Origin of the sequence: Phenylobacterium deserti (assembly GCF_003254705.1) — a bacterium.
Classification (GTDB): Bacteria; Pseudomonadota; Alphaproteobacteria; order Caulobacterales; family Caulobacteraceae; genus Phenylobacterium; species Phenylobacterium deserti.
Genome location: NZ_QFYR01000001.1, coordinates 649583 through 674411, shown reverse-complemented (window position 1 = coordinate 674411; position 24829 = coordinate 649583). Strand labels below are relative to the sequence as shown.

The 24829-nt window shown below is 67.1% G+C and carries 22 protein-coding genes and 1 tRNA gene; 11 read left to right on the top strand and 12 right to left on the bottom strand.

The window, feature by feature from the left end:
* Positions 1 to 233 precede the first annotated feature (233 nt).
* Positions 234 to 1277: a DUF2332 domain-containing protein gene (locus tag DJ018_RS03375; RefSeq protein WP_111513466.1), complete on the bottom strand. Its 1044-nt coding sequence runs from the start codon at positions 1275 to 1277 to the stop codon at positions 234 to 236.
* A 369-nt stretch (positions 1278 to 1646) separates the two neighbouring features.
* On the opposite strand from DJ018_RS03375, the gene DJ018_RS03370 reads away from it, so the two are divergent.
* Complete coding sequence (locus DJ018_RS03370) at positions 1647 to 3503, top strand: methyl-accepting chemotaxis protein (protein WP_240609440.1); 1857 nt, start codon at positions 1647 to 1649, stop codon at positions 3501 to 3503.
* A 234-nt stretch (positions 3504 to 3737) separates the two neighbouring features.
* Entirely contained in the window at positions 3738 to 6218 is a 2481-nt protein-coding gene (locus DJ018_RS03365) for a TonB-dependent receptor domain-containing protein (protein ID WP_111513465.1), read from the top strand.
* Positions 6219 to 6418: 200 nt separating this feature from the next.
* Here DJ018_RS03365 and DJ018_RS03360 read toward each other — a convergent pair whose 3' ends face one another.
* Positions 6419 to 6844 carry a DUF6491 family protein gene (locus DJ018_RS03360; protein WP_111513464.1) on the bottom strand — a complete coding sequence of 142 codons (426 nt, stop codon included), beginning with the start codon at positions 6842 to 6844 and terminating at the stop codon, positions 6419 to 6421.
* A 421-nt stretch (positions 6845 to 7265) separates the two neighbouring features.
* Between DJ018_RS03360 and DJ018_RS03355 the strand changes: the two genes are divergently transcribed.
* The 5 genes from DJ018_RS03355 to DJ018_RS03340 all read left to right on the top strand — a co-directional run bounded on the left by DJ018_RS03355 (position 7266) and on the right by DJ018_RS03340 (position 12451).
* Positions 7266 to 8660: a 3' terminal RNA ribose 2'-O-methyltransferase Hen1 gene (locus DJ018_RS03355; RefSeq protein WP_111513463.1), complete on the top strand. Its 1395-nt coding sequence runs from the start codon at positions 7266 to 7268 to the stop codon at positions 8658 to 8660.
* Positions 8657 to 11269 carry a polynucleotide kinase-phosphatase gene (locus tag DJ018_RS03350; protein WP_240609439.1) on the top strand — a complete coding sequence of 871 codons (2613 nt, stop codon included), beginning with the start codon at positions 8657 to 8659 and terminating at the stop codon, positions 11267 to 11269. Before DJ018_RS03355 ends, DJ018_RS03350 begins: the two co-directional genes overlap by 4 nt.
* A 191-nt stretch (positions 11270 to 11460) precedes the next feature.
* Positions 11461 to 11826: a Crp/Fnr family transcriptional regulator gene (locus DJ018_RS19305; protein WP_205853702.1), complete on the top strand. Its 366-nt coding sequence runs from the start codon at positions 11461 to 11463 to the stop codon at positions 11824 to 11826.
* Between the two features lie 47 nt (positions 11827 to 11873).
* Positions 11874 to 12209 carry a Crp/Fnr family transcriptional regulator gene (locus tag DJ018_RS19300; protein ID WP_205853701.1) on the top strand — a complete coding sequence of 112 codons (336 nt, stop codon included), beginning with the start codon at positions 11874 to 11876 and terminating at the stop codon, positions 12207 to 12209.
* Positions 12206 to 12451: a hypothetical protein gene (locus tag DJ018_RS03340; protein ID WP_111513462.1), complete on the top strand. Its 246-nt coding sequence runs from the start codon at positions 12206 to 12208 to the stop codon at positions 12449 to 12451. The genes DJ018_RS19300 and DJ018_RS03340 overlap by 4 nt, the downstream gene beginning before the upstream one ends.
* 207 nt (positions 12452 to 12658) lie before the next feature.
* On the opposite strand, the gene DJ018_RS03335 is transcribed toward DJ018_RS03340, so the two are convergent.
* Both DJ018_RS03335 and DJ018_RS03330 read right to left on the bottom strand, forming a co-directional pair.
* Positions 12659 to 14527, bottom strand: a complete 1869-nt coding sequence (locus tag DJ018_RS03335; RefSeq protein ID WP_133254208.1) for a PAS domain S-box protein — start codon at positions 14525 to 14527, stop codon at positions 12659 to 12661.
* 71 nt (positions 14528 to 14598) lie between these two features.
* Entirely contained in the window at positions 14599 to 14982 is a 384-nt protein-coding gene (locus tag DJ018_RS03330; RefSeq protein WP_111513460.1) for a response regulator, read from the bottom strand.
* 347 nt (positions 14983 to 15329) lie between these two features.
* On the opposite strand from DJ018_RS03330, the gene DJ018_RS03325 reads away from it, so the two are divergent.
* Entirely contained in the window at positions 15330 to 15575 is a 246-nt protein-coding gene (locus DJ018_RS03325; RefSeq protein ID WP_165842783.1) for a response regulator, read from the top strand.
* A gap of 223 nt (positions 15576 to 15798) precedes the next feature.
* On the opposite strand, the gene DJ018_RS03320 is transcribed toward DJ018_RS03325, so the two are convergent.
* Positions 15799 to 16068, bottom strand: a complete 270-nt coding sequence (locus DJ018_RS03320) for a DUF6894 family protein (protein ID WP_111513458.1) — start codon at positions 16066 to 16068, stop codon at positions 15799 to 15801.
* Positions 16069 to 16255: 187 nt separating this feature from the next.
* Complete coding sequence (locus tag DJ018_RS03315; protein ID WP_111514654.1) at positions 16256 to 17161, bottom strand: N-formylglutamate amidohydrolase; 906 nt, start codon at positions 17159 to 17161, stop codon at positions 16256 to 16258.
* Between the two features lie 112 nt (positions 17162 to 17273).
* Here DJ018_RS03315 and DJ018_RS03310 point away from each other — a divergent pair, with 112 nt between their 5' ends.
* Both DJ018_RS03310 and DJ018_RS03305 read left to right on the top strand, forming a co-directional pair.
* A complete protein-coding gene (locus DJ018_RS03310; protein ID WP_111514653.1) occupies positions 17274 to 17630 on the top strand; it encodes a response regulator in 357 nt (118 codons plus the stop codon).
* Positions 17631 to 17710: 80 nt separating this feature from the next.
* Positions 17711 to 17785 (top strand) — tRNA-Val (locus tag DJ018_RS03305).
* 83 nt (positions 17786 to 17868) lie between these two features.
* Here DJ018_RS03305 and DJ018_RS03300 read toward each other — a convergent pair.
* From DJ018_RS03300 to motA, 5 genes are all read right to left on the bottom strand, one after another.
* Positions 17869 to 18282, bottom strand: a complete 414-nt coding sequence (locus tag DJ018_RS03300; RefSeq protein WP_111513457.1) for a DUF6491 family protein — start codon at positions 18280 to 18282, stop codon at positions 17869 to 17871.
* Entirely contained in the window at positions 18279 to 18671 is a 393-nt protein-coding gene (locus DJ018_RS03295; protein ID WP_111513456.1) for a DUF6491 family protein, read from the bottom strand. Before DJ018_RS03295 ends, DJ018_RS03300 begins: the two co-directional genes overlap by 4 nt.
* 64 nt (positions 18672 to 18735) lie before the next feature.
* Entirely contained in the window at positions 18736 to 20535 is a 1800-nt protein-coding gene (gene mnmC1, locus DJ018_RS03290; RefSeq protein ID WP_111513455.1) for an FAD-dependent 5-carboxymethylaminomethyl-2-thiouridine(34) oxidoreductase MnmC1, read from the bottom strand.
* A 71-nt stretch (positions 20536 to 20606) separates the two neighbouring features.
* Positions 20607 to 20945 (bottom strand): hypothetical protein, encoded by a 339-nt coding sequence (locus tag DJ018_RS03285; protein ID WP_111513454.1) that lies wholly within the window; start codon positions 20943 to 20945, stop codon positions 20607 to 20609.
* A gap of 157 nt (positions 20946 to 21102) precedes the next feature.
* Positions 21103 to 21972: a flagellar motor stator protein MotA gene (motA, locus tag DJ018_RS03280; protein WP_111513453.1), complete on the bottom strand. Its 870-nt coding sequence runs from the start codon at positions 21970 to 21972 to the stop codon at positions 21103 to 21105.
* Positions 21973 to 22080: 108 nt separating this feature from the next.
* Here motA and DJ018_RS03275 point away from each other — a divergent pair, with 108 nt between their 5' ends.
* Entirely contained in the window at positions 22081 to 23382 is a 1302-nt protein-coding gene (locus DJ018_RS03275; protein WP_111514652.1) for an MFS transporter, read from the top strand.
* Here DJ018_RS03275 and DJ018_RS03270 read toward each other — a convergent pair.
* On the bottom strand, positions 23379 to 24680 hold the full coding sequence (locus DJ018_RS03270; protein WP_205853700.1) for a lytic murein transglycosylase: 1302 nt from the start codon (positions 24678 to 24680) through the stop codon (positions 23379 to 23381). The two genes, DJ018_RS03275 and DJ018_RS03270, sit on opposite strands and share 4 nt — an antisense overlap.
* Positions 24681 to 24829: the final 149 nt, after the last annotated feature.

Genomic DNA, 24829 nt, shown 5'->3' with positions numbered 1-24829 from the left:
TTTGCGCTGCACTGTACAAAGAGATTGTGAGGCGGCGCTGTCGCCTCCTGCCCTTCCTGGGCGTTTCCTCCCTAATGACTTCCAGCCGCGCCTCGTGCGCGGCTTTTTTTTGCCTGACAGCGCTGTCCCTAGGCGACGACGGGTGTCGGCGGGCGGCTCAGGCGTCGGCAGGAACCCTCACCTGGTGGGCGCCAGATCGAAGCCGCCGCTGGTTTGGCGGGTAGTCGCGGCCCTCAGTCCGCGAGCCACTCCACCCATTCGCCGTACGGATCCGTCCTGGCCAGCACGGACGTCTGGCCGGTTGGCCATGTGGTCAGGCGGAGCTGAACCTCACGCCGGTCGGTCGTCCACTCCAGGCCGATCTCGATCAACGGCCGATCGAGGCTCGCCTCGGCTCCGGCGCCGGCGAGCGTGGCGGCCACGCTGCGCCGGGCGTCCTCGCTCAGGTACTGCAGGAACATGCTGTGCACGACCGCGCGGCAGACGCCCTTGGGCTGAGCCTCGGCCAATCGTTCGGCGAGCCACTGTCCTGCGTCGCCCTGGTCCACGCGGGGCGGCTGGGTCACCGCCTGCCGCAACGCCGCTTCGAGCCGGCGCGACCGGTCAGGCTGGTCGGCCCAGGTGAAGGAGAGGAGGCGTTCGCGGTGGGCCGGGTTGCGGGCGTTCAGCGGGCTGAGGTCGACGCCCCGCGCCGCCACGATCGAGACAAAGGCATCCGGTGGGTTCGGGCCGGTCCACTTGGGGGCGATGTGCACGCTCGACGACGCATCGCCGACGCTCATCGTCCCGAGCTCGTAGGCGTAGCGATCCAGGTTCAGGTTGAGGCCGCAACTGGAGCCAAGTTCCAGGATCTCGAAGGGCATGCGCCGTTGGGCTGCGACGCTCAGCAGAGCCGCCATGATGGCTGCGCCACGGGCCACCTCATTGGTCTGGGTGGGATGGCGGATCCATTCGGCGATGAACTGATCTTCTTGCGACAGGGCGTCCGCGACGGCGCCGTCGAAATCCTCGTGCGCGCCGCTGTAGAGATCGGCGAGATATTTGGGCTTTCCGCGGCGGGCGAGCGCATGGAGCGCGCCGTTCACCCGCAGCGCAATGGCGCCCGCGGCCGGGTCGCCCTTCCAGGCCCGAACGAATTCGTGGCTGAGCGGCGCGTGCGGCAGCTGCCGGTCGACCGCTTCAAGCACCGAGGCCACAAAGGTCGAGCCAGCAGAGCGACAGTTTTGAGCCTGCCGTGCGAACGCATGTTCGGCACCAGCCGCTTGGAGCATCTTCATAGGGACTCAAACCGCATGCTTAGGACTTCCTGAGCGCTGCCCAATACCGATGTCAGCGCTGTTCAGGATCACCTGATGCGTCTTTCCAACTCTTGCACTTGTGCACCATCTGCACGGGCACACTCATGAGCGGTACCTCTTAAGAGGAGGCAAATTTTCGCGGAGCTTTCGTCAGTCTCCATGACTCGGTGAATAGGCGAGAGCAGATTCTGGTCATTAACGGCGATGCAACAACCTTTGACTAGTACTGGTAGTAATACGCGGGAATCGTGCGAAAGCACTTGGCGTGCTACTTTGCCGAGTTATTTCGTTAGGTCGCTATGCATTCCATGCGCAACATTACGCTGAATACATTTGCTCGAGAGTGAGATGATGCGCCTTGCGATGAACATCCCGAAGAAGCTCAGCTTCTCGTTCGTTCTGATCTGCGTTTCCGCGGCGATCATGATGGTGGTCTTCCTGGGGACCATCCTGATGATCCGCGCGTCCACCGCGAGCAACAACAGCAGCCAGTCGATCCATGCGGACGCCCTGGCGCTTGAAACGGCGATCCTGAGGCAGAACAGCCAGTTCCGCGGCTTCCTCGTCACCGGCGACGAGAGCTACCTGAAGTCGTACTACGAGGGGCGCGACGAGTACGACAGCGTCTCGCAGAAGCTGGGTTCGACCCTGACGGATCCGGCCATGCTGAAGAACATCGAGGACTCGCGCACGGCGACGCTCGCCTGGCGCAAGAACTGGGGCGATCGGCTGATCGAAGTCGTCAAGGCCGGCCGCCGCGAGGAAGCGCAGGAGATCGTCCGCAGCGCCGGCTCAAAGGTGCTGGTGAGCGCCGCCGTCCTGCCGCTCCGCGACATCCGCAAGGTCGAGGCGACCCGCATCGCCGAGAACGGCGCGCGCCAGCAGGCGGCCATCTTCACGGCCATTGCGGCCCTGGTGCTTGGCGGCATTGCGCTGATCGCGGTGGCGATGACGCTGTCGCGGCAGCTGAGCCGCACGATCGCGCGGCCCATCACCACGCTGACCGACGCGATGACCCAACTGGCCAACGGCGACAACGACATCGTGGTGGACGCCGAACGCTCCGACGAACTGGGCGACATGGCGCGCGCCGTGCTCGTCTTTAGAGACGCCGCGCTCGCCAAGGCCGAGGCCGACCGGGCGAAGGCGGACGCCGACCGCGCGAAAGCCGAAGCGGACGCCGCCAAGCTCGGCGCGGAAGCTGCGCAGCGCCGGGTCGTGGAAACCCTCGACACCGCGCTCGCGGCGCTGGCGTCCGGCGACCTGACCCACGTCATCACCAAGCCGTTCGAGCCTGAATACGAGCGCTTGCGTCAGTCGTTCAACAGCGCCGTGGAAGGGTTGGAGCAGAGCATTTCAGGCGTCGCCAAGTCGGCGCGAAGCGTGCGTTCCGGCGCGTCCGACATCTATTCGGCCTCCGAGGACCTGTCGCGGCGGACCGAGCAGCAGGCCTCGCGCCTGCAAGAGACCACCACTGCGACCAAGCAGGTCACGGTCATGGTGGCCGAAACCGCCCAGCGCGCGGCCAACGCCCGGAGCGCCATCGAGGTGGCGAACGGAAACGCTCGGGAAGGCGGCGAGATCGTTTCGGAAGCCATCGCGGCCATGGACGCTATTCAGACGAGTTCCGAACAGATCAGCCAGATCATCAGCCTGATCGACGCCATCACCTTCCAGACCAACCTGCTGGCGCTGAACGCCGGGGTCGAGGCCGCGCGCGCCGGCGACGCGGGTCGCGGTTTCGCGGTGGTCGCCTCGGAAGTGCGGGCGCTCGCCCAGCGCTCGGCGGACGCCGCCCGGGACATCAAGCAGCTGATCAACACCTCGTCCGAGCAGGTTCAGAGCGGCGTCGGCCGCGTCGGCCACACCGGGGAGATGCTCACCCAGATCGGCTCCAAGATCCGCGACACCAACGCGCTGATCAGCGAGATCGCGCAGAGCACCGAGACGCAGGCTGACAATCTCAACCAGGTGAGCGGCGCCGTCGCGAGCATGGACAGCATGACCCAGCAGAACGCCGCCATGGTCAAGGAAGCGACCGCGGCCGCGCGCAGTCTGGCGGCCGAAGCTGATGAGCTGGCCACCCTGGTCTCGCGGTTCCGGCTGCGTTCGGCCGCCGCCGGAATGGACGCCCCGGTCCCGCAAGCCGCCAGCCGGCTGGAATCCGAGCGGCAGGCGCTGAAGAAAGCTGTCGGCAGCTGGTAAGAGCCGCCTCGAGCTGCAGCGAGATCAGATGTTGTCGGAGTACGCTTAGGTAGATAATAAGTAGTCGACAGATATAGCTCGTCTAAGTCGCGGTCGCCGAAAAGTACACGTCGCCAGCAAGACAACATGTCGCAGGTAATTGCCGATAAAAGATATTGGCATTTACCACTTAGCTATAGTCCCCAGTGCATTCCACACTTCGACACACAGAACGTGGATCAAGTGGGGCTACCAATGAAATACCTTTATCTGTCGGCCGCGATCGCGCCGCTTCTTCTGATCACGCCGGCGCAGGCTCAAACGCGCGCCGCGGCGCAGCAGCCGGCCAAGAACGGCGAAGCGGTGTTCTCGACGGGCGTGGCCAAGGGACGCGATCGCCTCGACAGCGCGACCTCCACCAGCGCCCTGCGCCAGGCCGACATCGAGGTGCTCGGCGCCCGCTCCCTGGGCGAAGTCCTCCGCAACATCCCTGGCATTCGCGCCGAGCACTTCGGCCGCGAGGGCAATTCCGACTACACCATCCGCGGCCTGCCGCTCTCCGGCAACGGCTCGAAGTACGTGCAGCTCCAGGAAGAGGGCCTGCCGGTCCTCGAGTTCGCCGACCTGAGCCAATTGGGCGCGGACATGTTCCTGCGCGCGGATCTGAACCTGTCGCAGATCGAAACGATCCGCGGCGGCTCCGCGTCGACGTTTGCTTCGAACTCGCCCGGCGGCGTGATCAACCTGCTGTCCAAGACGGGTGACGTCGAAGGTGGCGCGATCGCCGGCACTCTCGGCCTGAACTACGGCGAGCACCGTGTCGACGCGGACTACGGCGCCAAGCTGAGCGACACCCTGCGCTTCCACGTGGGCGGCTTCTACCGCCAGGGCGAGGGCCCGCGCGAAGTGGGCTATGACGCCTACAAGGGCGGTCAGATCAAGGCCAACATCACCAAGCAGTTCGCCAACGGCCACGTGCGCGTCTACGGCAAGTGGCTCGACGACCGCACGCCGGCTTTCCAAGACGTGCCGCTTCTGGTGACCGGAACGAACGCGGATCCGGACTTCCGGAGCCCGAACGGCTTCGACCTGAAGAAAGACACGCTGCTTTCAGACCGAAACAGCGCTGTCACGAGCCTCAATAGCTCGAACCAGCTCATGCGCAGTGATCTGCGCGACGGCCAACGCGCCAAGGTCAAGTCGATCGGCCTCGACGCCCAGTTCGACGTGGCCGGTTGGTCCATCAGCGAGAAGATCCGCTTCTCGGACATTTCGGGCACGAACCTCGGCTACGTCCCGATCGCCGCGGCGCCGGCCGCTGGGCTCGCCTTCACCTACGGCGGCCCCGGCGGGGTGCTCAGCTACGCCACCGGTCCGAACGCTGGCCAGACGATCGCCAACCCGTCGACCCTGAACGGCAACGGGCTGCTCGTCTCCACGGTCGTCGCTGACGTGCAGGCCAACAGCCTGGACAACCTCACCAACGACCTGCGCGCCAGCCGGGTCTGGGAAATCGGCGCGGGCGAACTGACCACCACGGCAGGCTTCTACGGCTCGTCGCAGGACATCGACACCTACTGGTCGTTCGTCACCGCCCTCACCGACGTCCGCGGCGATGGTGAGACCTCGCTGATCAACGTCAGAACCGCCACCGGCGTGCCGACGACGCAGAACGGCTATCTCGGCTACGGCATCGCGGGCGGCCTGTATCACCGCGCCTACGACGTGAACTACCGCGTGAACGCGCCCTATGGCTCGGTGAACTACCGCCTGGGCAAGGTGGCCATCGGCGCCAGCGTGCGCTGGGATACCGGCAAGGTGAACGGGACGCTTCTCGGGGCCGAGCTCGGCGGCGGCCGCGTCGGCACGGCGCCGTTCGACATCAATGGCGATGGGGCGATCTCGCGGCCGGAAGCCACGACTGGCGTGCTGCCGCTCGCGACGCCTGGCCGGGTGGACTACGATTATGACTACCTCAGCTACTCGACCGGCGTGAACTACCGCATCGCCGAGTCGATGGCCGTCTTCGCCCGCTACAGCCGCGGCGGTCGCGCTTCTGCCGACAAGATCCTGTTCACTCCGGCGATCGACTACAACACCGGCAAGCTGAAGGATGACGCCAGCGCCTACGACGAGGTCAAGCAGACCGAGCTCGGGTTCAAGTATCGCAAGTCCGGCGTGACGCTCAATGTGACCGGCTTCTCGGCTGAAACAGCCGAGCGCAACCTGCAGATCAACTCCAACCCGGATGGCTCCATCCGTGTCGAGAACATCGTCCGCGGCTATGAAGCCAAGGGCGTGGAGCTCGAGGTCGGCGTCCATCACGGCGTCTTCAGCCTGATCGGCGGCGCGACCTACACCGACGCCCAGATCGCCAGCGACCTGGCCCACCCGGACTTTGCCGGGAACACGCCGCGCCACCAGCCCGACTTGATCTTCCAGCTGACGCCGCAGCTCGACTTCGAGCGTCTGTCGGTGGGCGCCAACTTCGTTGGCGCAACCGAGAGCTACGCCCAGGACACGAACCAGCTGAAGCTCCCGGGCTACACCCTGGTGAACGCCTTTGTGCAGGTCCGCGCCACGGATCGACTGCAGCTGATGGTGAACGTCAACAACCTGTTCGACGAACTGGTCGTGGCGAACACTCTGCAGGGCAGCATCCCGGCCAACGGCCTGCTCCTGGGCCGCGCCTACAACGGACGCACCGCCTCGGCGACGCTCCGCTACGGGTTCTAACCGCAAGGCGGGGCTGGAACGCTCGTGCGTTCCGGCCCTGCCACCAGCTTTCCTCCCCTGACGACTTCAGCCGCGCTTCGTGCGCGGCTTTTCTTTGGGCGAACAGCGCTGCCCTGGGCGCGCTCCCACAGCCCAGGTTGAGCGCACGGCGGCAGGTTAGGGCGGCGGCGAGATCTGCGGCGGGGCTGACCGCCGGCTCGTCACCGCGCGGTGGAAAGGCTCGCGATTTCAGGAGAGGTCAGCCGACGCACCCCGGTCGCCCGGCACCGCTTGGCGCCTGCTGGGGTGTGCGCGACCACGTCCGCCAGCCGGTCAACGCAGACCACATCGCCGCCCGCAGAGCGGATCGTCAGCTTTTCCGCCGAGTTCAGGGCCTCGCACGATCCTTCGAGCTGCATAGCGAAAATCCCGCCGTGCTGCGGCTGCACGTAGATCGTGTTGGCGCCGGAGCGATTGGCCCCCTGGATGAACTTGCCGTTGAAGCACTGCTTCGATGCTTGAGGCGAAGGCCCGGGGGAGAGATAGGCGCGGGCGTGCGCACCCCAGTCGAACACCTGCGGACTGGCTGCGAAGCTGGGCGCCGAGGCCATCATCGCGATGGCGGCCGAAAGAACGAGAGTCTTCATCGCACAGCCTTTTCCTGATCCCCGCTCACTGACGGTAGGTCCGCAAACGCTGTTCGGCAAGTCTGCCGGCTGCATGTTCGCAGGCGGCGTCCGCCTCCGACGCTTAGCTGACGTTTGCCGCCACTGGCAGCAACGGGGCGAAAGCGGACCTTGGCTATCGGCCCCATAGCTGACGCTCAGAGTGGGCTGACATGCTCACCCGCACCGTGTTATCCGATAGCTATGCAATCCGTGCACTTCCCGCGCGTCATCTTGAATCGACCTGGTTCCCAGGTCGAACAGGAGCGCTCGCGCGCGGAGGGTTAGGATCGGAGTCTCACTCCAGCATCGACCTCTCCCGGTAGCGTCAGGAGAGGTCCCCCCTTAGGAACTCCCCGCCGCGCCTCCACCCATCAGTCTTCGACTGACAAAGAGCTGCGCCATGTTCCTGAGCCTCGCTACGACGCACCGGCCTGCGACAGACCTGGGTTTCCTGCTGCACAAGCACCCAAGCCGCGTGCACGAGACTGAACTGCCGTTCGGGAAAGCCATCGTCTTCTACCCCGAGGCGACCGAGACCAGGTGCGAAGCCGCCCTTCTTCTGGACGTGGATCCCATTGGTCTCGTGCGCGGTAAGGGACGGGGTGAAGGGCTGCTCGATCAATATGTGAATGACCGACCCTACGCGGCCTCCTCATTCCTGTCGGTCGCCCTCGGGCGCGCCCTCAGGACCGCGATGACCGGAACCTCCCGCGAGCGTCCCGAACTGGCCGATTGCGAGATCCCGCTGGAGGCCCGCGTCACTCCCCTCTCAATCCGCGGCGGCGGTGAGGCCCTCGTCCGTAGCCTATTCGAGCCTCTGGGTTGGAGCGTACAGATCGAGCCTGCTCCAGCCGTCAGCCAGGATGGGGCCAGCAGCTATGTGAGCCTTCGGCTGGCGGGAACGGCGCGCCTACGTGCGCTGCTTAGCCATCTGTATGTGCTTATTCCCGTCCTCGACGACGACAAGCACTACTGGGTCGGCGAAGACGAAGTCGAGAAGCTACTGCGCCGCGGCGAAGGCTGGTTGGAGAGCCATCCTTCTCGCGATCTAATCGTGCGTAGGTACCTCATCCATCGGCGCGCGCTCACGCGGGAGGCGCTGGAGCGCTTGGCGCCAGAGACGAGAGAGGAGGCGCTCGAGGCGACCGAGCGCCCCTCATCTGAGGACACGCTCGAGCGGCCGCTGCGGCTTAACGATCAGCGGCTCTCCGCCGTAGCCGACGTCCTCCGCGCGTCCGGAGCGCGCGCTATCGCTGACCTCGGCTGCGGCGAAGGCAAGCTGCTCCAGCACCTTCTTCGGGAGCGGTGGCTCGAGCGGCTCGTTGGCCTGGACGCCTCGGCCCGCGATCTGGAGTGGGCTGCCAAGCGGCTGAAGCTTGATCAGCCTGGCGGTCCGCCCGAAGGCAGGGTGCGCCTCCTGCACAGCTCGCTTACCTATCGAGATCGCCGCTGGGAAGACGTGGACGCCGCTGTACTCGTCGAGGTCATCGAACACCTGGATCTCGACCGTATTCCGGCCCTGGAGCGGGTCGTGTTCGGCGCTGCTCGTCCCGCGACAGTGGTCGTGACGACTCCCAACGCCGAGTACAACGCGCTCTTCCCAAATCTGGAAGGCGGTGCTTTCCGCCACCCTGACCATCGCTTCGAGTGGACTCGCGTCGAGTTCCGCGCCTGGGCCGAGCGTGTGGCGGATGCTTACGGCTATCGCGTCGCCTTCGATCATATCGGCGAGGTCGACGCCGCAGTTGGCGCGCCCACCCAGATGGCCGTGTTCAGCCAAGGAGCCTCCGCGTGAACGACGTCCGTCTCCCGCACCAAGACGCCACCGGCGGACCTTCCGAAATGCGACTGGATCTCCCGGATTTCGCGTTGGTGGTCCTGATCGGCGCTACCGGCTCCGGCAAATCCAGCTTTGCGGCCAAGCACTTCCGGCCCACCGAAGTGATCTCGTCCGATCATTGCCGTGGGCTGGTCTCGGACGACGAGACCGACCAATCCGTGACAGCAGACGCGTTCGAGCTCGTACGCGCGATTGCCGAGAAGCGGCTGAAGCATCGGCGGCTTACGGTAATCGACGCCACCAACGTCCGGGCGGCGGATCGCAAAGGCTGGATCGAGGTCGCCAGACGCTGGCACGCCTTGCCTGTCGCCATCGTCATCGATCCCGGGGTCAAGGTCTGCATCGAGCGCAACCAGCGGCGGCCGGACCGGCCGTTCGGGCCGCAGGTCGTACAGCGCATGGCGTCCGAGATTCGGCGCGGACTTGGGGGGCTCCAGCGCGAAGGATTCCGGCAGGTCTGGAAGCTGACGAGCGAAGCTGAGATCGACGCGGCGGTCGTGGAGCGCAAGCCCCTCTGGACTGACCGGCGTGACGACGTCGGCCCGTTCGACATCATTGGCGATGTGCATGGTTGCGCTGCCGAACTGGAGGAGCTGCTGATCAAGCTCGGTTACCAGGTGAACTGGTCCGAAGATCGCGGCGAACGGACAGTACAGGTTGTCTCAGCCCCAGGGCGGAAGGCGGTTTTCGTGGGCGACCTGGTGGACCGGGGTCCGAACTCGCCTGACGCGCTGCGGATCGCCATGAGCATGGTGGCCGCCGGTAGCGCCTACGTCGTCCAGGGTAACCACGAACGCAAGCTCGCTCGCTGGCTGCAGGGCCGCAAGGTCACCGTCGCCCACGGCCTGCAGCAGACCATCGACCAGCTGGACGGCGAGACTCGTGGCCTGCGAGAGAGCCTGCCAGCGTTCCTGGACTCGCTCCGTAGCCACTACTGGCTGGACGGTGGTCGCTTGGCTGTCGCTCATGCGGGCTTGAAAGAAGAGATGATTGGCCGCGGATCGCCGGCGGTGCGCGAGTTCGCGCTCTATGGAGAGACCACGGGAGAGGTTGATGAGTTCGGGCTGCCGGTCCGAGCCGACTGGGCGGCCGGCTATCGGGGGGCAACGACGCTCGTCTACGGCCACACTCCCGTGCCCGACGCCGAATGGGTCAACAATACCCTCTGCATCGATACCGGCTGCGTGTTCGGCGGCAAACTGACCGCTCTGCAATGGCCGGAGCGAACGCTGGTGCAAGTGGCGGCCCGCCAGGTCTGGAGCGAACCAGTTCGGCCGCTCGCCTCCGCCGGCGGCGGGCGTTCGATGCAGGCTGAGGCCGACGATCTGCTAGACATGGAAGACGTCAGCGGGCGGCGCTGGATCGAGACCGAGCTGCGCGGACGTGTGGTGGTGGCGGAGGAGAATGCAGCCGCCGCCGTCGAGGTGATGAGCCGCTTCGCCTTGGCGCCGCAATGGCTCGCCTACCTTCCGCCGACGATGTCGCCCTGCGAAACCAGCGCCGCTGAAGGGTGGCTGGAACGGCCTGAAGAGGCATTCGCCCACTACCGCGAACGTGGTGTGGAGTCGGTCGTGTGCGAGGAGAAGCACATGGGCTCCCGGGCGGTGATCGCCATTTGCAGGAACACGGAGGCGGCACGGAAGAGGTTCGACGCCCAGCGAGGCGAGACAGGCGCGATCTGGACGCGAACGGGGCGCGCCTTCTTCAATGACGCTGCGATGACCGAGGGGCTGCTCGAACGCATCCGTGCGGTGGCTGACGCAACTGGTCTGTGGACCGAACTGGAAACGGACTGGGTCCTGCTGGACTGCGAAATCATGCCATGGTCGGCCAAGGCCGGCGCGCTGATCCAGGCACAGTACGCGCCGGTCGCGGCCTCTGCGGCGGTCGGCTTGGCGGCCGCCAATCACGCCTTAGCGCGCGCGGCGGCGAGTGGGGTCGAGGTCGACGAGCTTGCTCGACGCTTCAAAGGTCGCTCACAGCGGGCGGCGCTCTATGCACGCGCTTGGGAGCCGTACGTCTGGCCGGTGAGCGGTGTTGATGACCTCAAGATCGCACCCTTCCACCTGCTCGCCACGGAGGGGCGGACGTGGTTCGACCGAGACCACGTCTGGCATATGAACTGGGCCGATCGTCTAGCCGCCGCCGGCCACGGTGTCGTTACCGCCACCCGCTGGCGGACGGTCGACCTACGCGACGAAGCCGCATGCGCCGAGGCTGCAGCTTGGTGGGAGACCATGACGGCCGCAGGCGGCGAAGGCATGGTGGTGAAGCCGCAGGCCTTCATCACACGCGGACCAAAGGGCCTCATTCAACCCGCACTGAAGGTTCGCGGGCGCGAGTACCTGAGGATCATCTATGGCCCAGAGTACGATGCGCCTGAGCACCTTGCCCGATTGAGGGAGCGGGGGCTCACCGGCAAGCGCAATCTCGCACTGCGAGAATTCGCGCTGGGCCACGAAGGGCTGAAGCGTTTCGTCGCCGGAGAGCCGTTGCGCCGGGTTCACGAGTGCGTCTTCGCGGTGCTTGCCATGGAAAGCGAACCCCTCGATCCAAGGCTATAACCCGCATTGCACTATGCACGCCTAGAAGCGGACGTTCTCAACGTCCGCTGCCGACCCGTTGCTGAGCTTCCCAAGCAGCCGCTGGCGCTTGCTATTCGTGGCAGGGAGCCCATGTTGGTCGTATCGCTGGCCTAACGTGGCCTCCAGCGCCTGAGAGACAGCGTTCGCGTGTGCTCCCGCCCGGAGCACCAATGACGACCCGCCTATCTGACCTGCCTGAGCACGCTCAGTTCCTCTCGAAGCTGAACAATATCGCGAAGCTTCCCGAGAACGAAGCGGCAGCGCTTCTCCAGCTGCCGGTGACGACCCGGGAGTACCAGCGCGGTGACGACATCGTGCGGGAGCATGATCGTCCTTCCCATTCCACCCTCCTGCTGGGCGGCTTCGCCTGTCGCTACAAGGCAGTGCCTGACGGCAAGCGCCAGATCATGGCCTTCCACATCGCCGGCGACATCCCGGACCTACAAAGTCTGCACCTCAGCACCATGGACCACAGCATCGGCGCGCTGAGCGCCGTGCGCGTGGCGGCCCCCCGCACGAGCCGCTGCGGGACCTGATTTACCGGCACCCGACCATCTGCCACATCCTTTGGCGCGATACGCTTGTGGACGCGGCGATCCATCGCGAGTGGATGATGGGCATTGGCCGGCTGTCGGCCCATTCCCGGGTCGCCCACCTGCTTTGCGAGTTGCTGGTGAAGTACCGTGCTGCAGGACTGTCGGAGGATCATCAATTCGCCCTGCCGATCACGCAAGCCGACATGGCTGATGCGCTGGGCCTGACCAGCGTGCACATCAATCGGGTGCTCCAGGACATCCGCGGCGAGGGGCTGCTTGAGCTTCATCGCTCCGAGGCGAAGATCGTCGACTGGGACCGATTGCGCGAACTCGCAGCCTTCGATCCCACCTACCTTCACGTCAAGGCGAGCCTTGCCGCGTGAACATCACCTTTCTGCCCATTGAGGTCGCGCTGCATCCCCGGCGCACCGAAGGGCTGCAGATCTTCTGCGACGGCGCGCTCTGCGCCGTGCTGACGAGGCTAGACGAAGAGGTCGACCCGCCGGGCGGCTGGTTTGTGGAAGCGGCCTTCGGTGCGCTCGATGATCGGCAGCACCCCTCTTTCTTGGAGCTGAATGAGGTGGAGGCTTGGGTGCGTAAGACCCTCAGTGATTTCCTGAAGTGACCAGCAGCAGGCTTCGGGTCCGAGGTCGGCCTTGCACCCATAGCGGCCTTCGGAAGGTCCGCTCATCGGCGGCCTCGGAACATCCGCTCTCCGGACCGAACCCAATGTCCGCTTCCCATGGCTGACGTTCGCAGCCAATGACCGGTTCGGGTCGTAAGCGGACGTTCCCGCCCATCCGGAGGGCAGATCTCCCGGAGCGCAGCTTAGCTAGGAGTGCGCTGACGCCTCTGGCCGACCGTAGGGCAAGGGCATTCGTATCTCACACAAAAGTCCGGACTCCAGGTACTCGATCTTCGCCTTCCCGCGCAGATCCTGGGCGACGCCCCGCTCGATCAATCTGGATCCGAAGCCAAGCTTCGAAGGCGGCGTGACCTTGGGGCCGCCTCGCTCGGTCCAGAGCAGCTTCATCTCGGGACCGTCGTCTGACCGCGTCAACCACCAGTGGACGTCAACGCTTCCCTCATCGACAGACAGCGCCCCATGCTTCACCGCGTTGGTCGCCAGCTCGTGGAGCGCAAGGCTCAAGGCGACAGCGTGCTGGCTCTCCAGTCGCATCCGAGGCCCTTGAGATCGAAGCCGCTCGGGCCGCGCCGCATCGACAAACGGGTTGAGCGCGCTCTCGACGATCTCGTCCATAAACGCGGCCTGCCAACTGTGGCGCGTTAAGACATCGTGCGCGGCCGCGAGCGCGATGAGCCGGCCGTCGAAGGCCGATCGAGCGCTGGTGTTTAGCTGTCGTAGGCTCTGCCGCGCCATGTTCTGGACGATGGCGAGCGTATTCTTCACCCGGTGATTGAGTTCGTTGATGAGCAGCTCGCGGTGACGGTCCTGCTCCTTCCGCTCTGTGATATCCCGGGCGACGGCCACCACGCCAGCGACGGCGCCGTCGCCTACTCGCATGGGCGCCTTGGTTACGAGGTAGGTCTTCGTCGCCACGCCGAGATCTTCGACGATCTCTTCCTCTGTGATCGTCTCTCCACCCAGAACGCGGGAGTCATGCGCCCGAACGCCTGCGAGCAGGTGTGGTGCTATGACCTCGCTGTCCTTCAGACCCGTAACCCCCTTCTCGGACCTGCCTAGCGCCTTGGCGGTCGCGGTGTTCGCGAAGAGGTAGGTTCCGTCCGGGGCCTTGGCGAAGATCGGATCGGGTGATGTCTCGAGCACGGCGGCGAGAAGATCGCGACCACGCGCCAGCTGTTCTTCGAGAAGCTTGCGGTCGTGGATGTCTGTCGCGACGCCGGTCCATTGTACGATTTCGCCTGCATCGTTCCGGTGCGGAACCCCGTTGCAAACGAACCAACGGTATTCGCCGGACGCCGACTTGAAACGGTATTCCTGCTGATATCGGCTGCCAGCGGAAACCGCCTTCCGCCACTCCGACGCGGCACGGACATGATCGTCAGGATGCAGGAAGGAGATCCAGCCGTGGCCCAGCAGGTCCGCTGCGGCCACGCCGCAGTAGCGCTGGAAAACTTCGTTGGTGAAGGTGTTCCGCCCTTCGGCATCGCTGATGAACAGGAACCCCGGGGTGGCTTCGACGAGGTTGCGAAACCGGGTCTCGGACTCAGCGAGACCTTGGCTGACCCGCTCACGCTCGTCCTGACTTTGCCGGAACTCCTCGACGTCCATGGCCGTCCCAAGCCAGGCGTAGATCTGCTCGTCTTTGAGCAAGGGCTTCACGCGGCAAAGGTGCCGCCGGTACACGCCGTCGAACCGACGCATCCGCGCTTCAACCTCATACTGCGAGCCGGCCTGAATCCCCCGGGTGCGCGCCTCGATCAGGCGCTGACGATCGTCTGGATGGAACACGTCCGCCCATGACAGCGCCGGCATTTCTGTCGGCAAGCCGGTGTAGGCGCTCCAAGCCGCGTTGAACTGCCGAATTCCACCTTCCGGCGTCAGCAACCAGAGGATCTGGCCTAGCTCCTGGAACATCTCCTGGAAGATGTCACCGACAGGCGGTTCGATCGTCGGCGTCACGATCGCACTTACCCTACGCCTGGCATGGCGAAGTTGGTCCCCATGTGCAATCCCGACCTCAGCTTGCTCCCGCTCGCGCAGGACGACGGCGAACACCTACCAGCAAAGTAGGTGCACGTCTTTCCGCACAAACCTGTTGTTTGGATCACCCTTGCGGGCCCGCGGCCCTACCCGACTTTGCGCAGGCTGGCGATGGCCACCACGAGTTCCGCCGGTGCGAACGGCTTCATCACCACCACGCTGTGGGGAACGCCTTTCGAGGGCCAATCCTGCGCACTGTCGCCGGTGACGTACACGATCGGCATGTCGGGCCTAAGTTCTCGCGCGCGTCGCCCGATGTCCCAGCCGGAGTAGCGGCTTCGGCCAAGATTTACATCCGTCACCAGGCCGCCGAGGTCTGCGCTACGGTGCTCAAGCGTTTGGAAGGCTTCTTCCGCATCGGAGGCTTGAAGGACACTGTAGCCGCCATCCTCCAGAGAGCTGGCGATGAGGTCCAGTACGAGAATCTCGTCGTCGACCGCCAAAATCAGAATCGGAGGGGTGTCGGTCATAGTTTGCTCCAGCTTGGGCGGGAGCACTCTGTCTCTCAGGACGCGCAGGCCTGGCAGGAACGCGTCTGAAGGTCCTTTAGCAGAGCACGAGGACGACAGCTTCTACGTAGTCGCCGCATGCGGTCATCCACCGCTCCTCGCCCTTGTTTGGGTACACCAGCTGTCCTGGGGGCGGGCGCATCTTCCCTTCACGGCGCGGATGAAGCTAACCCGCACTCCGCAAAGGAGGGCGCGCGTGCCCGCTTTTCCGCGCAACAAACCCTCGGACGCGGTGTTCACCCAGGGTGGTTATTGAGCGCTTGCAAGCTATGGAAGCGCCGCGTATCCGCCTCGTCAGGCAGGTTTTCATGTCCCGTATCCTGCTTGTTGAAGGCGAAGCCGACGTCCGTGAGCTGATCGTCGATGCGTTTGAGGAACGGCATCTGGACGTCCGCACGGCGGCGTCCGACCGGGCCGCCTACGCGGTTCTGGACGCTGAAGCGCGCGCCTTCGACGTGCTGGTGGCCGACATCAACTTGGGCGAGGGAACCACAGGTTTCGACGTCGCCGACGAGCACGTCAGCTCAATCCCAAACTCAAGGTCATCTACATAACTGGGCATGCCGCCCACCTCGGCCGCTTCGGCGTCGAAGGCGGCGAGATGTTCCCGAAGCCATTCAACCCGAGCGAGCTGGCGGAGCGCATCCTCGAGCTCAGCTCGTCTCAGTAGCTTGCACCAGCTGCGTCTGACCGCCGCCCAGAACCAGGCCCTCTCAACGTCCGCTTCCGACCCATCGCAGACGTCCAGAGGGTCTGCATCCCAAGCCCCGCGCGGGGTCAGTCGATCAATCTAGGACCTTTTCGCAGACGAGTGACGGCGGGCGCTTCGATCGCAGAGACGTCGAGCACGAAGAGCATCAGACCCGCCTCATCAGTGATGATGAGCTTCATCGATTGCTCGTCCCAGAATTCCCCCGCCTTGTCCCTCAGCACTTCGCCCAGAAGGCGGACAGCCTCGATGCGGGCAGTGTTGTGGTCAGGTAGTTCCTGACCACGGACGTCCACGCCGCGCGGGGTATCCCCGAAGTGGAAGAAGTAGCGGGCCATCTGGGGCTCCTCGAACGAGGCTCATCCCCGGACGAGCATCAACCTACTGCAATCGTTGGAAGTTGCCGAGAGAGCCGCGCGCGACCCAATGTCCGCTAACCACCCATGGCCGACGTTCGGAAGGTCCGCTGGCGGTAGACGGTCCACATTGCTGTCTACTTGCCTGATGGGCGGCAAGTGGCGCAGCTCAGACCCGCAGGGCGGCCCAGTCGGTGGCGGTGAGGGCGGCGATCACCTTGTCGAGGTTGGTCTTCAGCCGCTCGAAGCCTGGGGTGGGGGCCAGGCGCGCCTCGTCCAGGTAAAGCGCGCGGTTGATCTCGATCTGCAGGGCGTGGATGCGGCCGGAGGGCCGGCCGTAATGCTCGGTGGTGTAGCCGCCGGCGTAGGGGGTGTTGCGCGCCACGCGGTAGCCGAGGGCCTCGAGCTCGCGCTCCACCCGGGTGGGCAGGACGCCCGAGCAGGCGGCGCCGAACCGGTCGCCCAGCACGAAGTCGGCGGGGCGGTCGCGTCCGCCGGCCTTGGCCGCCGCCGCCGGCATGGAGTGCCAGTCCACCAGGATCGCAAAGCCGTGGGCGGCCTTGGCCTCGGCCAGCAGCTCCGACAGTGCGACGTGGTAGGGGCGGTGGGCCAGCTCGATCCGGTCGCGCGCCTCGGCGAAGGTGAGCTTGCGGTTGTAGATCTCCTGGCCTTCGGAGACCACGCGGGCGATGGCGCCCAGGCCGGCGGCCACCCGGGCGGTGCGGGCGCGGGCGAACTCCGGCAGCTCGTCGGCGAACATGCCGGGGTCGAGTTCGAAGGGCTCGCGGTTCAGGTCGATGTAGGCGCGGGCGAACCTGGCGGAGAGCACGGTGGCGCCCAGCTGGGGCGCGGCGGCGATCAGGTCGTCCACAAAGGCGTCTTCGGAGCGGCGGATGGAGAAGGCGTCCAGGGCCGCCGCCTGCATCATGTCGTCCGGATAGAGCCGGCCCGAGTGCGGGGAGGCGAACACCAGGGGCGTGGGCGGAGCCTGCCCCTCGGGCGCAGCGCGGCGGACGTCGAACGCGGCGACGCGCGTGGACTCGTCTTCGGCGCGGAGGGGCTCCCAGGCGTTCATCGTGCCCATAGAACGCACAGCGGGCGGACGGGTCAAAGGGTTCATCGCCCCTTTACGCTTGAAAGCCTAGGGTGAGGGTTCATCATTCAGACAAGATACGCCCTTGGACGCCATGCCCCGCATCCTGCTCGCCGAAGACGACGACTCCCTGCGCGGCTTCCTGGCCCGTGCGCTGGAGCGCGCCGGCTATGAAGTCACCGCCTGCGCCGATGGCGATGAAGCGACCGCGGTGCTGGACCAGAGCTGGGACCTGCTGCTGACCGACATCGTCATGCCCGGCGTGGACGGCATCGAGGTGGCCCGCCAGGCCGCGGCGCGTCATCCGGGCCTGCCGATCATGTTCATCACCGGCTTCGCCGCCGTGGCCCTGGCGGCGGGGGAAAGCGCCCCGCCCGGCGCCAAGGTGCTGTCCAAGCCCATCCACCTGCGCGAGATCGTGAACGAGGTGGAGCGGATGATCGCGGCCTAAAGAGCCGCTTGCGCGGCGGCGACCGGATAGGTATACCGCCGCCCTTCCCGCTTCCGGCTCCGGCCGGGAGATCCGGATACGGACGCGTAGCTCAGCGGGAGAGCACTACGTTGACATCGTAGGGGTCACAGGTTCAATCCCTGTCGCGTCCACCATCCGCTTCGGCCCTTTGCGGGCGCATCCCACATATCCAAGTCGAACAGCGCCAGCCTGAGCCGGCGCGTGTCCGCATGCGCGCCTATGGCGCGGCGTTCCTCGGGTCTTTGATCTCGGCGGGGGTGAGCTTGCGCATGGAGGTGGCGATGCAGCGCTGGGGCACGGCGCCGGCGCGGACGACGAACTCCACGTCGCGGGCGTCGCAGATCGAGCCGCCGCCCTTGGAGACCAGGGCGATCTGCGAAAGCGGGAAGCTGATGTCCGAACAGCCGGGCGAGACCTGCAGGCGATAAACGTCGCGGACGCCGACGCGGACGTCCACCGTGCCTTTGCGGTTGCTGCCGTAGCCGTCGATGTTGCTGGCGAAGAAGCAGGTCCGCGCCGGCTTGGCGGCGACGTCCGCAGGGGTGGACTGCGGCGCGGCGACGGCTGCGGAACCGGCGATCGCCGCAAGGGCGGCGGCGAGGATGAAGGGCGTTCTGGAAAGGCGGGTCATGGGCGGGCGCGATCCGGCAGGGCCTTGGCTTCGGCGGGCGTCAGGCGACGCAGGTTGGTGACCTGGCAGTGCAGGGCCGGACCAAGGGTGGTGGGCACCGCGACCTGGACGTTCTGGCCCTCGCAGATCCGGGGCGAGACGTTCTGGGGCGCGACAAAGCTGATGGCGCCGGCCTGGCGCACGTTGGGGCAGCGGCCGGCGAAGTCGAACTGGAAGATCTCCCCGCGATTGGTGCGCAGAAAGACAGAGCGCTCGTCGGGCGTGGCGTAGCGCTGCACCTGCTCAGGCCGGAAACAGGCCGGCGAGCCGGCGGCGGATTGCGCGGCGCTGGCGGCGTGCGGGGCCGCGGCGACTGCGGCGAGCAGCAGGGCGGCAAGGAAGGGTTTCATCTCTTCGGTCCTCATGACGAGGGCGTCCCCCGAAGCTCGCCCAATATAGGGTGCTGAAAAGCTTTCAGGAATGGCCCCGGGCGATGGCTCGCAGGCGGAAGCGTTCGGGCGCGACCAGGGTTGCGAGACTTGCCGGAAGAGGGGATGGCGCGCCGCACGCCAGGGCCGCCACGTGCTCGGCCAGCAGGGGCGCGAATGAGAAGCCGCGCGAGCCGAAGGCGGTGAGCAGGAAGAGGCCCGGGGGCGCGCTGGGCGCGGGTCCGGCCAACGGCAGGCGATCGGGGCTGGCGGCCCGCACGGCGGCGCGGCCGGCGAGGGGGCGGCCCTCCAGAGCCTGGGCGAGGTTCGGCAGGGCCGTGGCCAGGGTGGCGAGGTTGCGGCGGTGGTCGTCGTCCCGCAGGTCGTCGCCGGCGTCGTCGCGGTCATGGGTCGCGCCGAACAGCACGCCCCCGTCAATGGGCGCGGCGTAGCCGCCCCAGGCGACCGCCTCCGGGATGCTTGCGCCTTCCACCCAGCTGGCCTGGCCGCGCACCGGCTGCAGAGGCGCGTCCGCGAGGGCGGCGGCGCCGAGGCCGGCGGCGAGGATCACCGCATCGACCTGGGCCAGCGTTTGGCCCTGCGCGTCGGCCAGACGCCAGGCGTGGCCGTCATGGGCGATGGACGCGATGCGGGCGCGGGCGGGCTTGCCGGCGAAGGCCTGCAGCACGATGTCCGGACGCACAGTGAGGGCGGCGTCCTGGGCGAGGGCGGACGGCGCGGCAGCGCCCAGGCGGCGCGAGGCCTCGGAAGCATCCAGTGGCGAAAGGGCGCCTGGCTCAAAGAGGTCGGAGGCGGCGATGCGGGCGAAGCGGTCCTCGTCGCGGGCGGAGCCGGCGAGCTGCAGGACGCCACGGGCGATCACGGCGTCCGGCACGGCCTCATAAAGCTGTACGGCGCGGGCGAAGGCCTGGGCGAACAGGCGGGCTGGCGGGCCAAGGCCGGCGTCCAGGCGTGGCGTGACCAGGGCGGCCGGGTTGCCGGAGCCGCCGGCGCCCAGGCGGTCGGCCTCGAACAGGAGGGGCTCGAGGCCGAGGGCGCGGAGCGCTCGCACGGCCGAAGCGCCGGCGATGCCTGCGCCAATCACGGCGACGGCGGGGGCGGGGGCGTCGGCGGGCGGGGCTCCCGGGAAGCGGGCCTCCAGCCGCTCGCGCTTGCGGCCGAAGCCGGGGCGCTTGGCGACCTCGAAGCCGGCGGCGGAAAGGCCGCGGCGCACCTGGCCGGCGACGGTGAAGGTGGCGGCCGGCGCGCCCGGGGCGGTGCGGGCGCCCACCAGGGCCAGCACTTCGTCCGACCACATGGCGGGATTGCGGGCCGGCGAGAAGCCGTCCAGGAACCAGGCGTCGGCCCGGCCGCTCCAGCCGGACAGCGCCTCGACCACGTCGAGAACGGCGACGTCGATGATGGCGCGCAGCTCAGGCAGCTCGACCCGGTGGACGCCTCGGGCTTGGCCCGGCCAGCGGGCGACCAGCAGGGCGGCGAGGTCGGCGAGCTCGGGCCAGTGGGCCAGGGCGCGGGCCGCCTCCTCTCCGGTGATCGGGTGGGCTTCGACGGTGAAGACGTGCAGGCGGCCGGCGGCGGGGCCCTCGCGGCGCCACAGGTCGAGCAGCGCCAGGATGTTGAGGCCGGTGCCGAAGCCGAGCTCGCCGACGGTGAAGCGGGTGCGGCCAGCCCAGGCCTGCGGCAGCCCACAGCCTTGCAGGAACACGGCGCGCGACTCCGCCAGCCCGTCCTCGCGCGAGAAGTAGACATCGCCGTAGAGGCGCGAGCGCGGCTGGCCGTCCTCGCTCCAGTCCAGCGGGCTTTGCGGGGAAGAGGGCTCGCTCATGGTCCGTGACGCGCAAACAAAAGGGCCGCCCCGAAGAGCGGCCCTTTCTTAGCCCAGGAGGGCTGGAAAGCTTAGTGGGCGGCGCCCGCCGGAGCGGCGGCGCCCGGCGTGGTCGTCGAGTTGGCAGGAGCAGTGGTCATGGCCGAGCCGGCGGCGGCGGTTCCGGTGGTCGCGCCCGCAGCGGCGGGATCGGTCGCCGGAGCGGCGGTGGCGTCGGCCGGAGCCGTGGCGGCGGCGCCCGCGTCCGCAGCGGCGGCGGCGGTCGGATCAGCCGGCGCGGTGGCGGCGGCGTCGGTGGCGGTCGGAGCCGCGGCGTCGGTGGTCTCGGCCGGCTTGTTGCAGGCGGCGACGGAGAGGGCGGCGACGGCGGCGCCGGCGACAAGAACCTTGCGGAGCATTTCGGTCTTCATATCCCTGGTCTCCCTAAGTTTCCGCGCCGTCTAGGGGACCGGCTCCCTTTGCGGGTTTCCGGCATGTCGCCCCCCGGGCGCAGCTCGACTGTGGACCGGGACCGGTGGCGCGGCAAGCGCCGAATTCACGGGTTCGTGATAGCGGTAACGCCGCCTCTTAGGCGTCGTTCGGCATGGCGTTGAGGGCTTCTTCCAGCTCCAGGAAGCTGGGCTGGGCCTCGGACGGAACGCTGCCGCGGCCGATCTCGACCGAGATCTGCGCGGCGTTGCCATGCAGGTGGGCGACCAGCACCGCCTGAATGATCTTGTAGAAGGCGCCTTCCTCCTCGACGACTTCCTTCATGCGAGTGGCCATGGGGCCGACCAGGCCATAGGCCAGGAACACGCCCATGAAGGTGCCGACCAGGGCCGAGCCGATCATCTCGCCGAGCACGGCGGGCGGCTCGGTGATGGCGCCCATGGTCTTGATGACCCCCAGCACGGCGGCGACGATGCCCAGGGCGGGCAGGGCGTCGGCCATGTTCTGCAGGGCATGGCTGGGCGCCAGCGCCTCGTGGTGGTGCTTCTCGAGCTGCTTTTCCATGGCGTCTTCGACCTGGTGGGGATCTTCCAGGTTCATGGTCATCATCCGCAGGGTGTCGCAGATGAAGTCCACGGCGAAGTGGTCCTTGGTGATCTTCGGGAAGCGGGAAAAGATCGAGCTGTCGCTGGGCTTTTCGATGTGGCTTTCCAGGGCGATGACGCCCTTGGACTTCATGGTCTTGGTCAGCAGGAACAGCAGGCTGAGCAGGTCGCGGTAGTCGCTGGGCTTCCACTTCGGGCCGGAGAAGACTTTGCCGAAGCCGCCCGCGGTGCCCTTGATGGTCGGCATGGAGTTGCCGATCAGGAACTGGGCGATCGCCGCGCCGCCGATGCACATCATTTCGTGCGGCAGGGCATGGAGGATCACGCCCATGTTGCCGCCGGAGATGATGTAGCTGCCGAACACCAAGGCGAACAGCAGCACGATGCCGATAATCTGGAACATGGACGGAAGGGCCCCACGAAGTCGGCGTGAGCTTCGCTGTTAATGTTTAATGGGCCGTGAGCGCCCTGGGGGTTTGCGGCGGCTCTCGGGCGCGTGTACCGCGGGCTCATGTCGACCCCGCCCGAGGCCGCCGGCGGCCTGCCAAAGCGTTCCTTCGCGATCCTGTTCGGCGTCTCGCTGGCCATGGCGATCGGCAACACGGGCCTTCTGTCGGTGCTGCCGGCCATCAGCCGCTCGATCGGCATTCCCGACTATCTCGCAGCGGCGGTGTTCTCGCTCTCGGCCTTGCTGTGGGCGATCACCTCGCCGTTGTGGGCCAAGGCTTCGGACCGACGCGGCCGCAAGCCGCTGATCGTGGTCGGGCTGGGCGGCTACATGGTCTCGATGATCGCCTGCGCCTTGGTGGTGAGCGCCGGGTTGTGGAAGCTCGCAGCGCCGCTGGTGATCTTCGGCCTCTTCCTGATGGCGCGCGCGATCTTCGGCGGCTTTGGTTCGGCCGCCAACCCAGTGAGCCAAGCCTACATTGCAGAGCGCACTGCGCCAGAACAGCGGACGCAAGCCATGTCGAGCCTGGCGGGCGCGTTCGGGCTGGGCACCGTGCTTGGTCCGTTCCTCGCCCCGCTGTTCATTCTGCCTTTCGTCGGGCTGGCGGGACCGATGTTCGTGTTCGCCCTGATTGCGGCCGGCATGCTGGTGGTCGTTCTGCGCTACCTCCCGGAAAGCCCCGTCACGGCGCAGGCCCCAGGTTCGAGCGCGACCTCCAGGGGGCGGGCCATGTGGCGCGATCCGCGCGTCCGGCCCTTTCTGCTCTATGGGCTCGTCGTGGCCACGTGCCAGACGGCCCAGACCCAAACCCTGGGCTTTCTGATCATCGACAAGCTGGGCGTCTCGCCGATGCGCGCGCAGGGCTTTATCGCCGTGGCCATGATGTTCGGCGCCATGGCGGGCCTGCTCGCGCAATGGGGCATCATCCGCATGTTCGAGATGACCCCGCGCCAACTGCTGCGTTGGGGCGCGGTTGTTGCGGCGTTGGGGAACCTGGTGGTGGCCCTTTCGCCCAGCTACTGGACAGTGGTTTGCGGTTTCGCCATCGCCAGCATGGGCTTCGGTTTTGCGAGGCCCGGGTTCACCGCCGGCGCGTCGTTGGCTGTCGGGCTGGGAGAGCAGGCGCGCGTCGCTGGCGCAATCGCGGCGGTCAACGGGATCAACGTGGTGCTCGCTCCCGCCTCTGTGTGGCTTTACGGACAGGTGCAGCCCGCGCCGTTCTACCTGAACCTGGTGCTGATGCTGAGCATGCTGGTGTTCGCCTTCGCCAATCGGCAGCTGCGCAACGCCGACCCCAAGCCCGCCGGGCCGGAGGTCAGCGCCATGGCGGGCCTGGAGAAGGGCGACGAAACCGGCGGCCTTTAGGCGGCGCCGGCCTCGCTTTTCAGACGCTGGATGACGTCGGGCGTCACGTAGCCGTCGGCGACCAGGCCGCGCGCCTTTTGCCAGTTGCGCAGGGCCGTGCGGGTGCCCAGCCCGATGACGCCATCCGGCTTGCCTGGGTCGAAGCCCAGGGCGGCCAGCGCCCGCTGAACCGTCATGCGGTCGGCCAGCGACAGCGGCGCTTCGTTGGGCCAGGCGGTGACCAGCGGGCCCCGTCCGCCAAAGCGGTCGGCCAGGAGGCCCACCGCCAGGGCGTAGGCCACCGAGTTGTTGTACTTGCGGATGGTGAAGTGGTTGGGGAAGGCCAGGAACAGCGGCCCCTTGGCGCCGGAGGGCGCGAGCAGCTGAGCCGGCGCATCCTGATCGGCGGCGGACCATGGCAGGCCGTCGGCGCGGCGGACACCCAGCGCCGCCCATTGAGCGGGGCTTTGGCGAGGGCCTTCGGTGAGGCTGAAGTCGAAGCCTTCCGGGACCACCACTTCGCGGGCCCAGTCCTGCCCGCGCACCCAGCCGCCCTTGGCCAGGAGGTTGGCGGCCGAGGCCAGGGCGTCGTCGACGCTGGTCCAAGGATCGCGCTTGCCGTCACCATCGCCGTCCACGGCGGTGGACAGGAATGTGGTCGGGATGAACTGGGTCTGGCCGAAGGCGCCGGCCCAGGAGCCGCGCAGCTGGCGGCGGGTGACCTCGCCCGTCTCGATCATCTTCAGGGCGGCGATCAGCTGGTCCTCGGCGAACTGCCGGCGTCGCCCCTGTGCGGCCAGGGTCGCCATGGAGCGGATCACGTCGAAGTCGCCCATGATCGCGCCAAAGCCGGTCTCCATGGCCCAGATGCCCAGCAGCACGTCGCGGGGCACGCCGTACTGCGCCTCGATGGCGTCCAGGCGCGGGACCTCCACGCGCTTGCGCTGGCCGATGGCGATGCGGCCGGAGGTGACAGCGCCCTGCACGTAGGACGACAGCGGCTTGGAGAATTCCGGCTGGCGGGTGTCCAGCGAGGCGACGCGCGGATCGGGGGTCAGGCCGGCCAGCTCCCGATCCAGCGTGGAGCGGCGAATCCCGGCCTGCACGGCGCGGCCGTAGAACTCGGCGGCCCAGGCGTCGAAGATCTGGTCGCCCGAGACCGCAGGCGGTCTCACCGGGCCTGCCACAGGCGGCGGGGGCGCAGGCTGGGCGGCCGGCGGCGGAGCCGGCGCGGGCTGCGGCTGGGGGGTGTGCGGGGCCTGGCTGGCGCAACCGGCCAGGGCAAGCATGAGAACGAGGTGACTACGACGCATCTGCATTAAACTAATGAGGGTCGTATTCGCTTCGGATCACAAGCCCGCGAGGCGGAAGAGTTCGATCGTCGCGGGCGCACAACGTTGACTCGGTCCGGCAGGTCCCTTATAGGCGCGCCCTCTTGTAACAACCGGCTGGGCCGCGTGCGGACCGC

Excerpts from the sequence above, each read along its gene's own strand:
- DJ018_RS03375 (WP_111513466.1), bottom strand. The coding sequence starts at position 1,277 with ATGAAGATGCTCCAAGCGGCTGGTGCCGAACATGCGTTCGCACGGCAG.
- DJ018_RS03370 (WP_240609440.1), top strand. The coding sequence starts at position 1,647 with ATGATGCGCCTTGCGATGAACATCCCGAAGAAGCTCAGCTTCTCGTTC.
- DJ018_RS03365 (WP_111513465.1), top strand. The coding sequence starts at position 3,738 with ATGAAATACCTTTATCTGTCGGCCGCGATCGCGCCGCTTCTTCTGATC.
- DJ018_RS03360 (WP_111513464.1), bottom strand. The coding sequence starts at position 6,844 with ATGAAGACTCTCGTTCTTTCGGCCGCCATCGCGATGATGGCCTCGGCG.
- DJ018_RS03355 (WP_111513463.1), top strand. The coding sequence starts at position 7,266 with ATGTTCCTGAGCCTCGCTACGACGCACCGGCCTGCGACAGACCTGGGT.
- DJ018_RS19305 (WP_205853702.1), top strand. The coding sequence starts at position 11,461 with ATGACGACCCGCCTATCTGACCTGCCTGAGCACGCTCAGTTCCTCTCG.
- DJ018_RS03330 (WP_111513460.1), bottom strand. The coding sequence starts at position 14,982 with ATGACCGACACCCCTCCGATTCTGATTTTGGCGGTCGACGACGAGATT.
- DJ018_RS03325 (WP_165842783.1), top strand. The coding sequence starts at position 15,330 with ATGTCCCGTATCCTGCTTGTTGAAGGCGAAGCCGACGTCCGTGAGCTG.
- DJ018_RS03320 (WP_111513458.1), bottom strand. The coding sequence starts at position 16,068 with ATGGCCCGCTACTTCTTCCACTTCGGGGATACCCCGCGCGGCGTGGAC.
- DJ018_RS03315 (WP_111514654.1), bottom strand. The coding sequence starts at position 17,161 with ATGAACGCCTGGGAGCCCCTCCGCGCCGAAGACGAGTCCACGCGCGTC.
- DJ018_RS03310 (WP_111514653.1), top strand. The coding sequence starts at position 17,274 with ATGCCCCGCATCCTGCTCGCCGAAGACGACGACTCCCTGCGCGGCTTC.
- DJ018_RS03300 (WP_111513457.1), bottom strand. The coding sequence starts at position 18,282 with ATGACCCGCCTTTCCAGAACGCCCTTCATCCTCGCCGCCGCCCTTGCG.
- DJ018_RS03295 (WP_111513456.1), bottom strand. The coding sequence starts at position 18,671 with ATGAAACCCTTCCTTGCCGCCCTGCTGCTCGCCGCAGTCGCCGCGGCC.
- mnmC1 (WP_111513455.1), bottom strand. The coding sequence starts at position 20,535 with ATGAGCGAGCCCTCTTCCCCGCAAAGCCCGCTGGACTGGAGCGAGGAC.
- DJ018_RS03285 (WP_111513454.1), bottom strand. The coding sequence starts at position 20,945 with ATGAAGACCGAAATGCTCCGCAAGGTTCTTGTCGCCGGCGCCGCCGTC.
- motA (WP_111513453.1), bottom strand. The coding sequence starts at position 21,972 with ATGTTCCAGATTATCGGCATCGTGCTGCTGTTCGCCTTGGTGTTCGGC.
- DJ018_RS03275 (WP_111514652.1), top strand. The coding sequence starts at position 22,081 with ATGTCGACCCCGCCCGAGGCCGCCGGCGGCCTGCCAAAGCGTTCCTTC.
- DJ018_RS03270 (WP_205853700.1), bottom strand. The coding sequence starts at position 24,680 with ATGCAGATGCGTCGTAGTCACCTCGTTCTCATGCTTGCCCTGGCCGGT.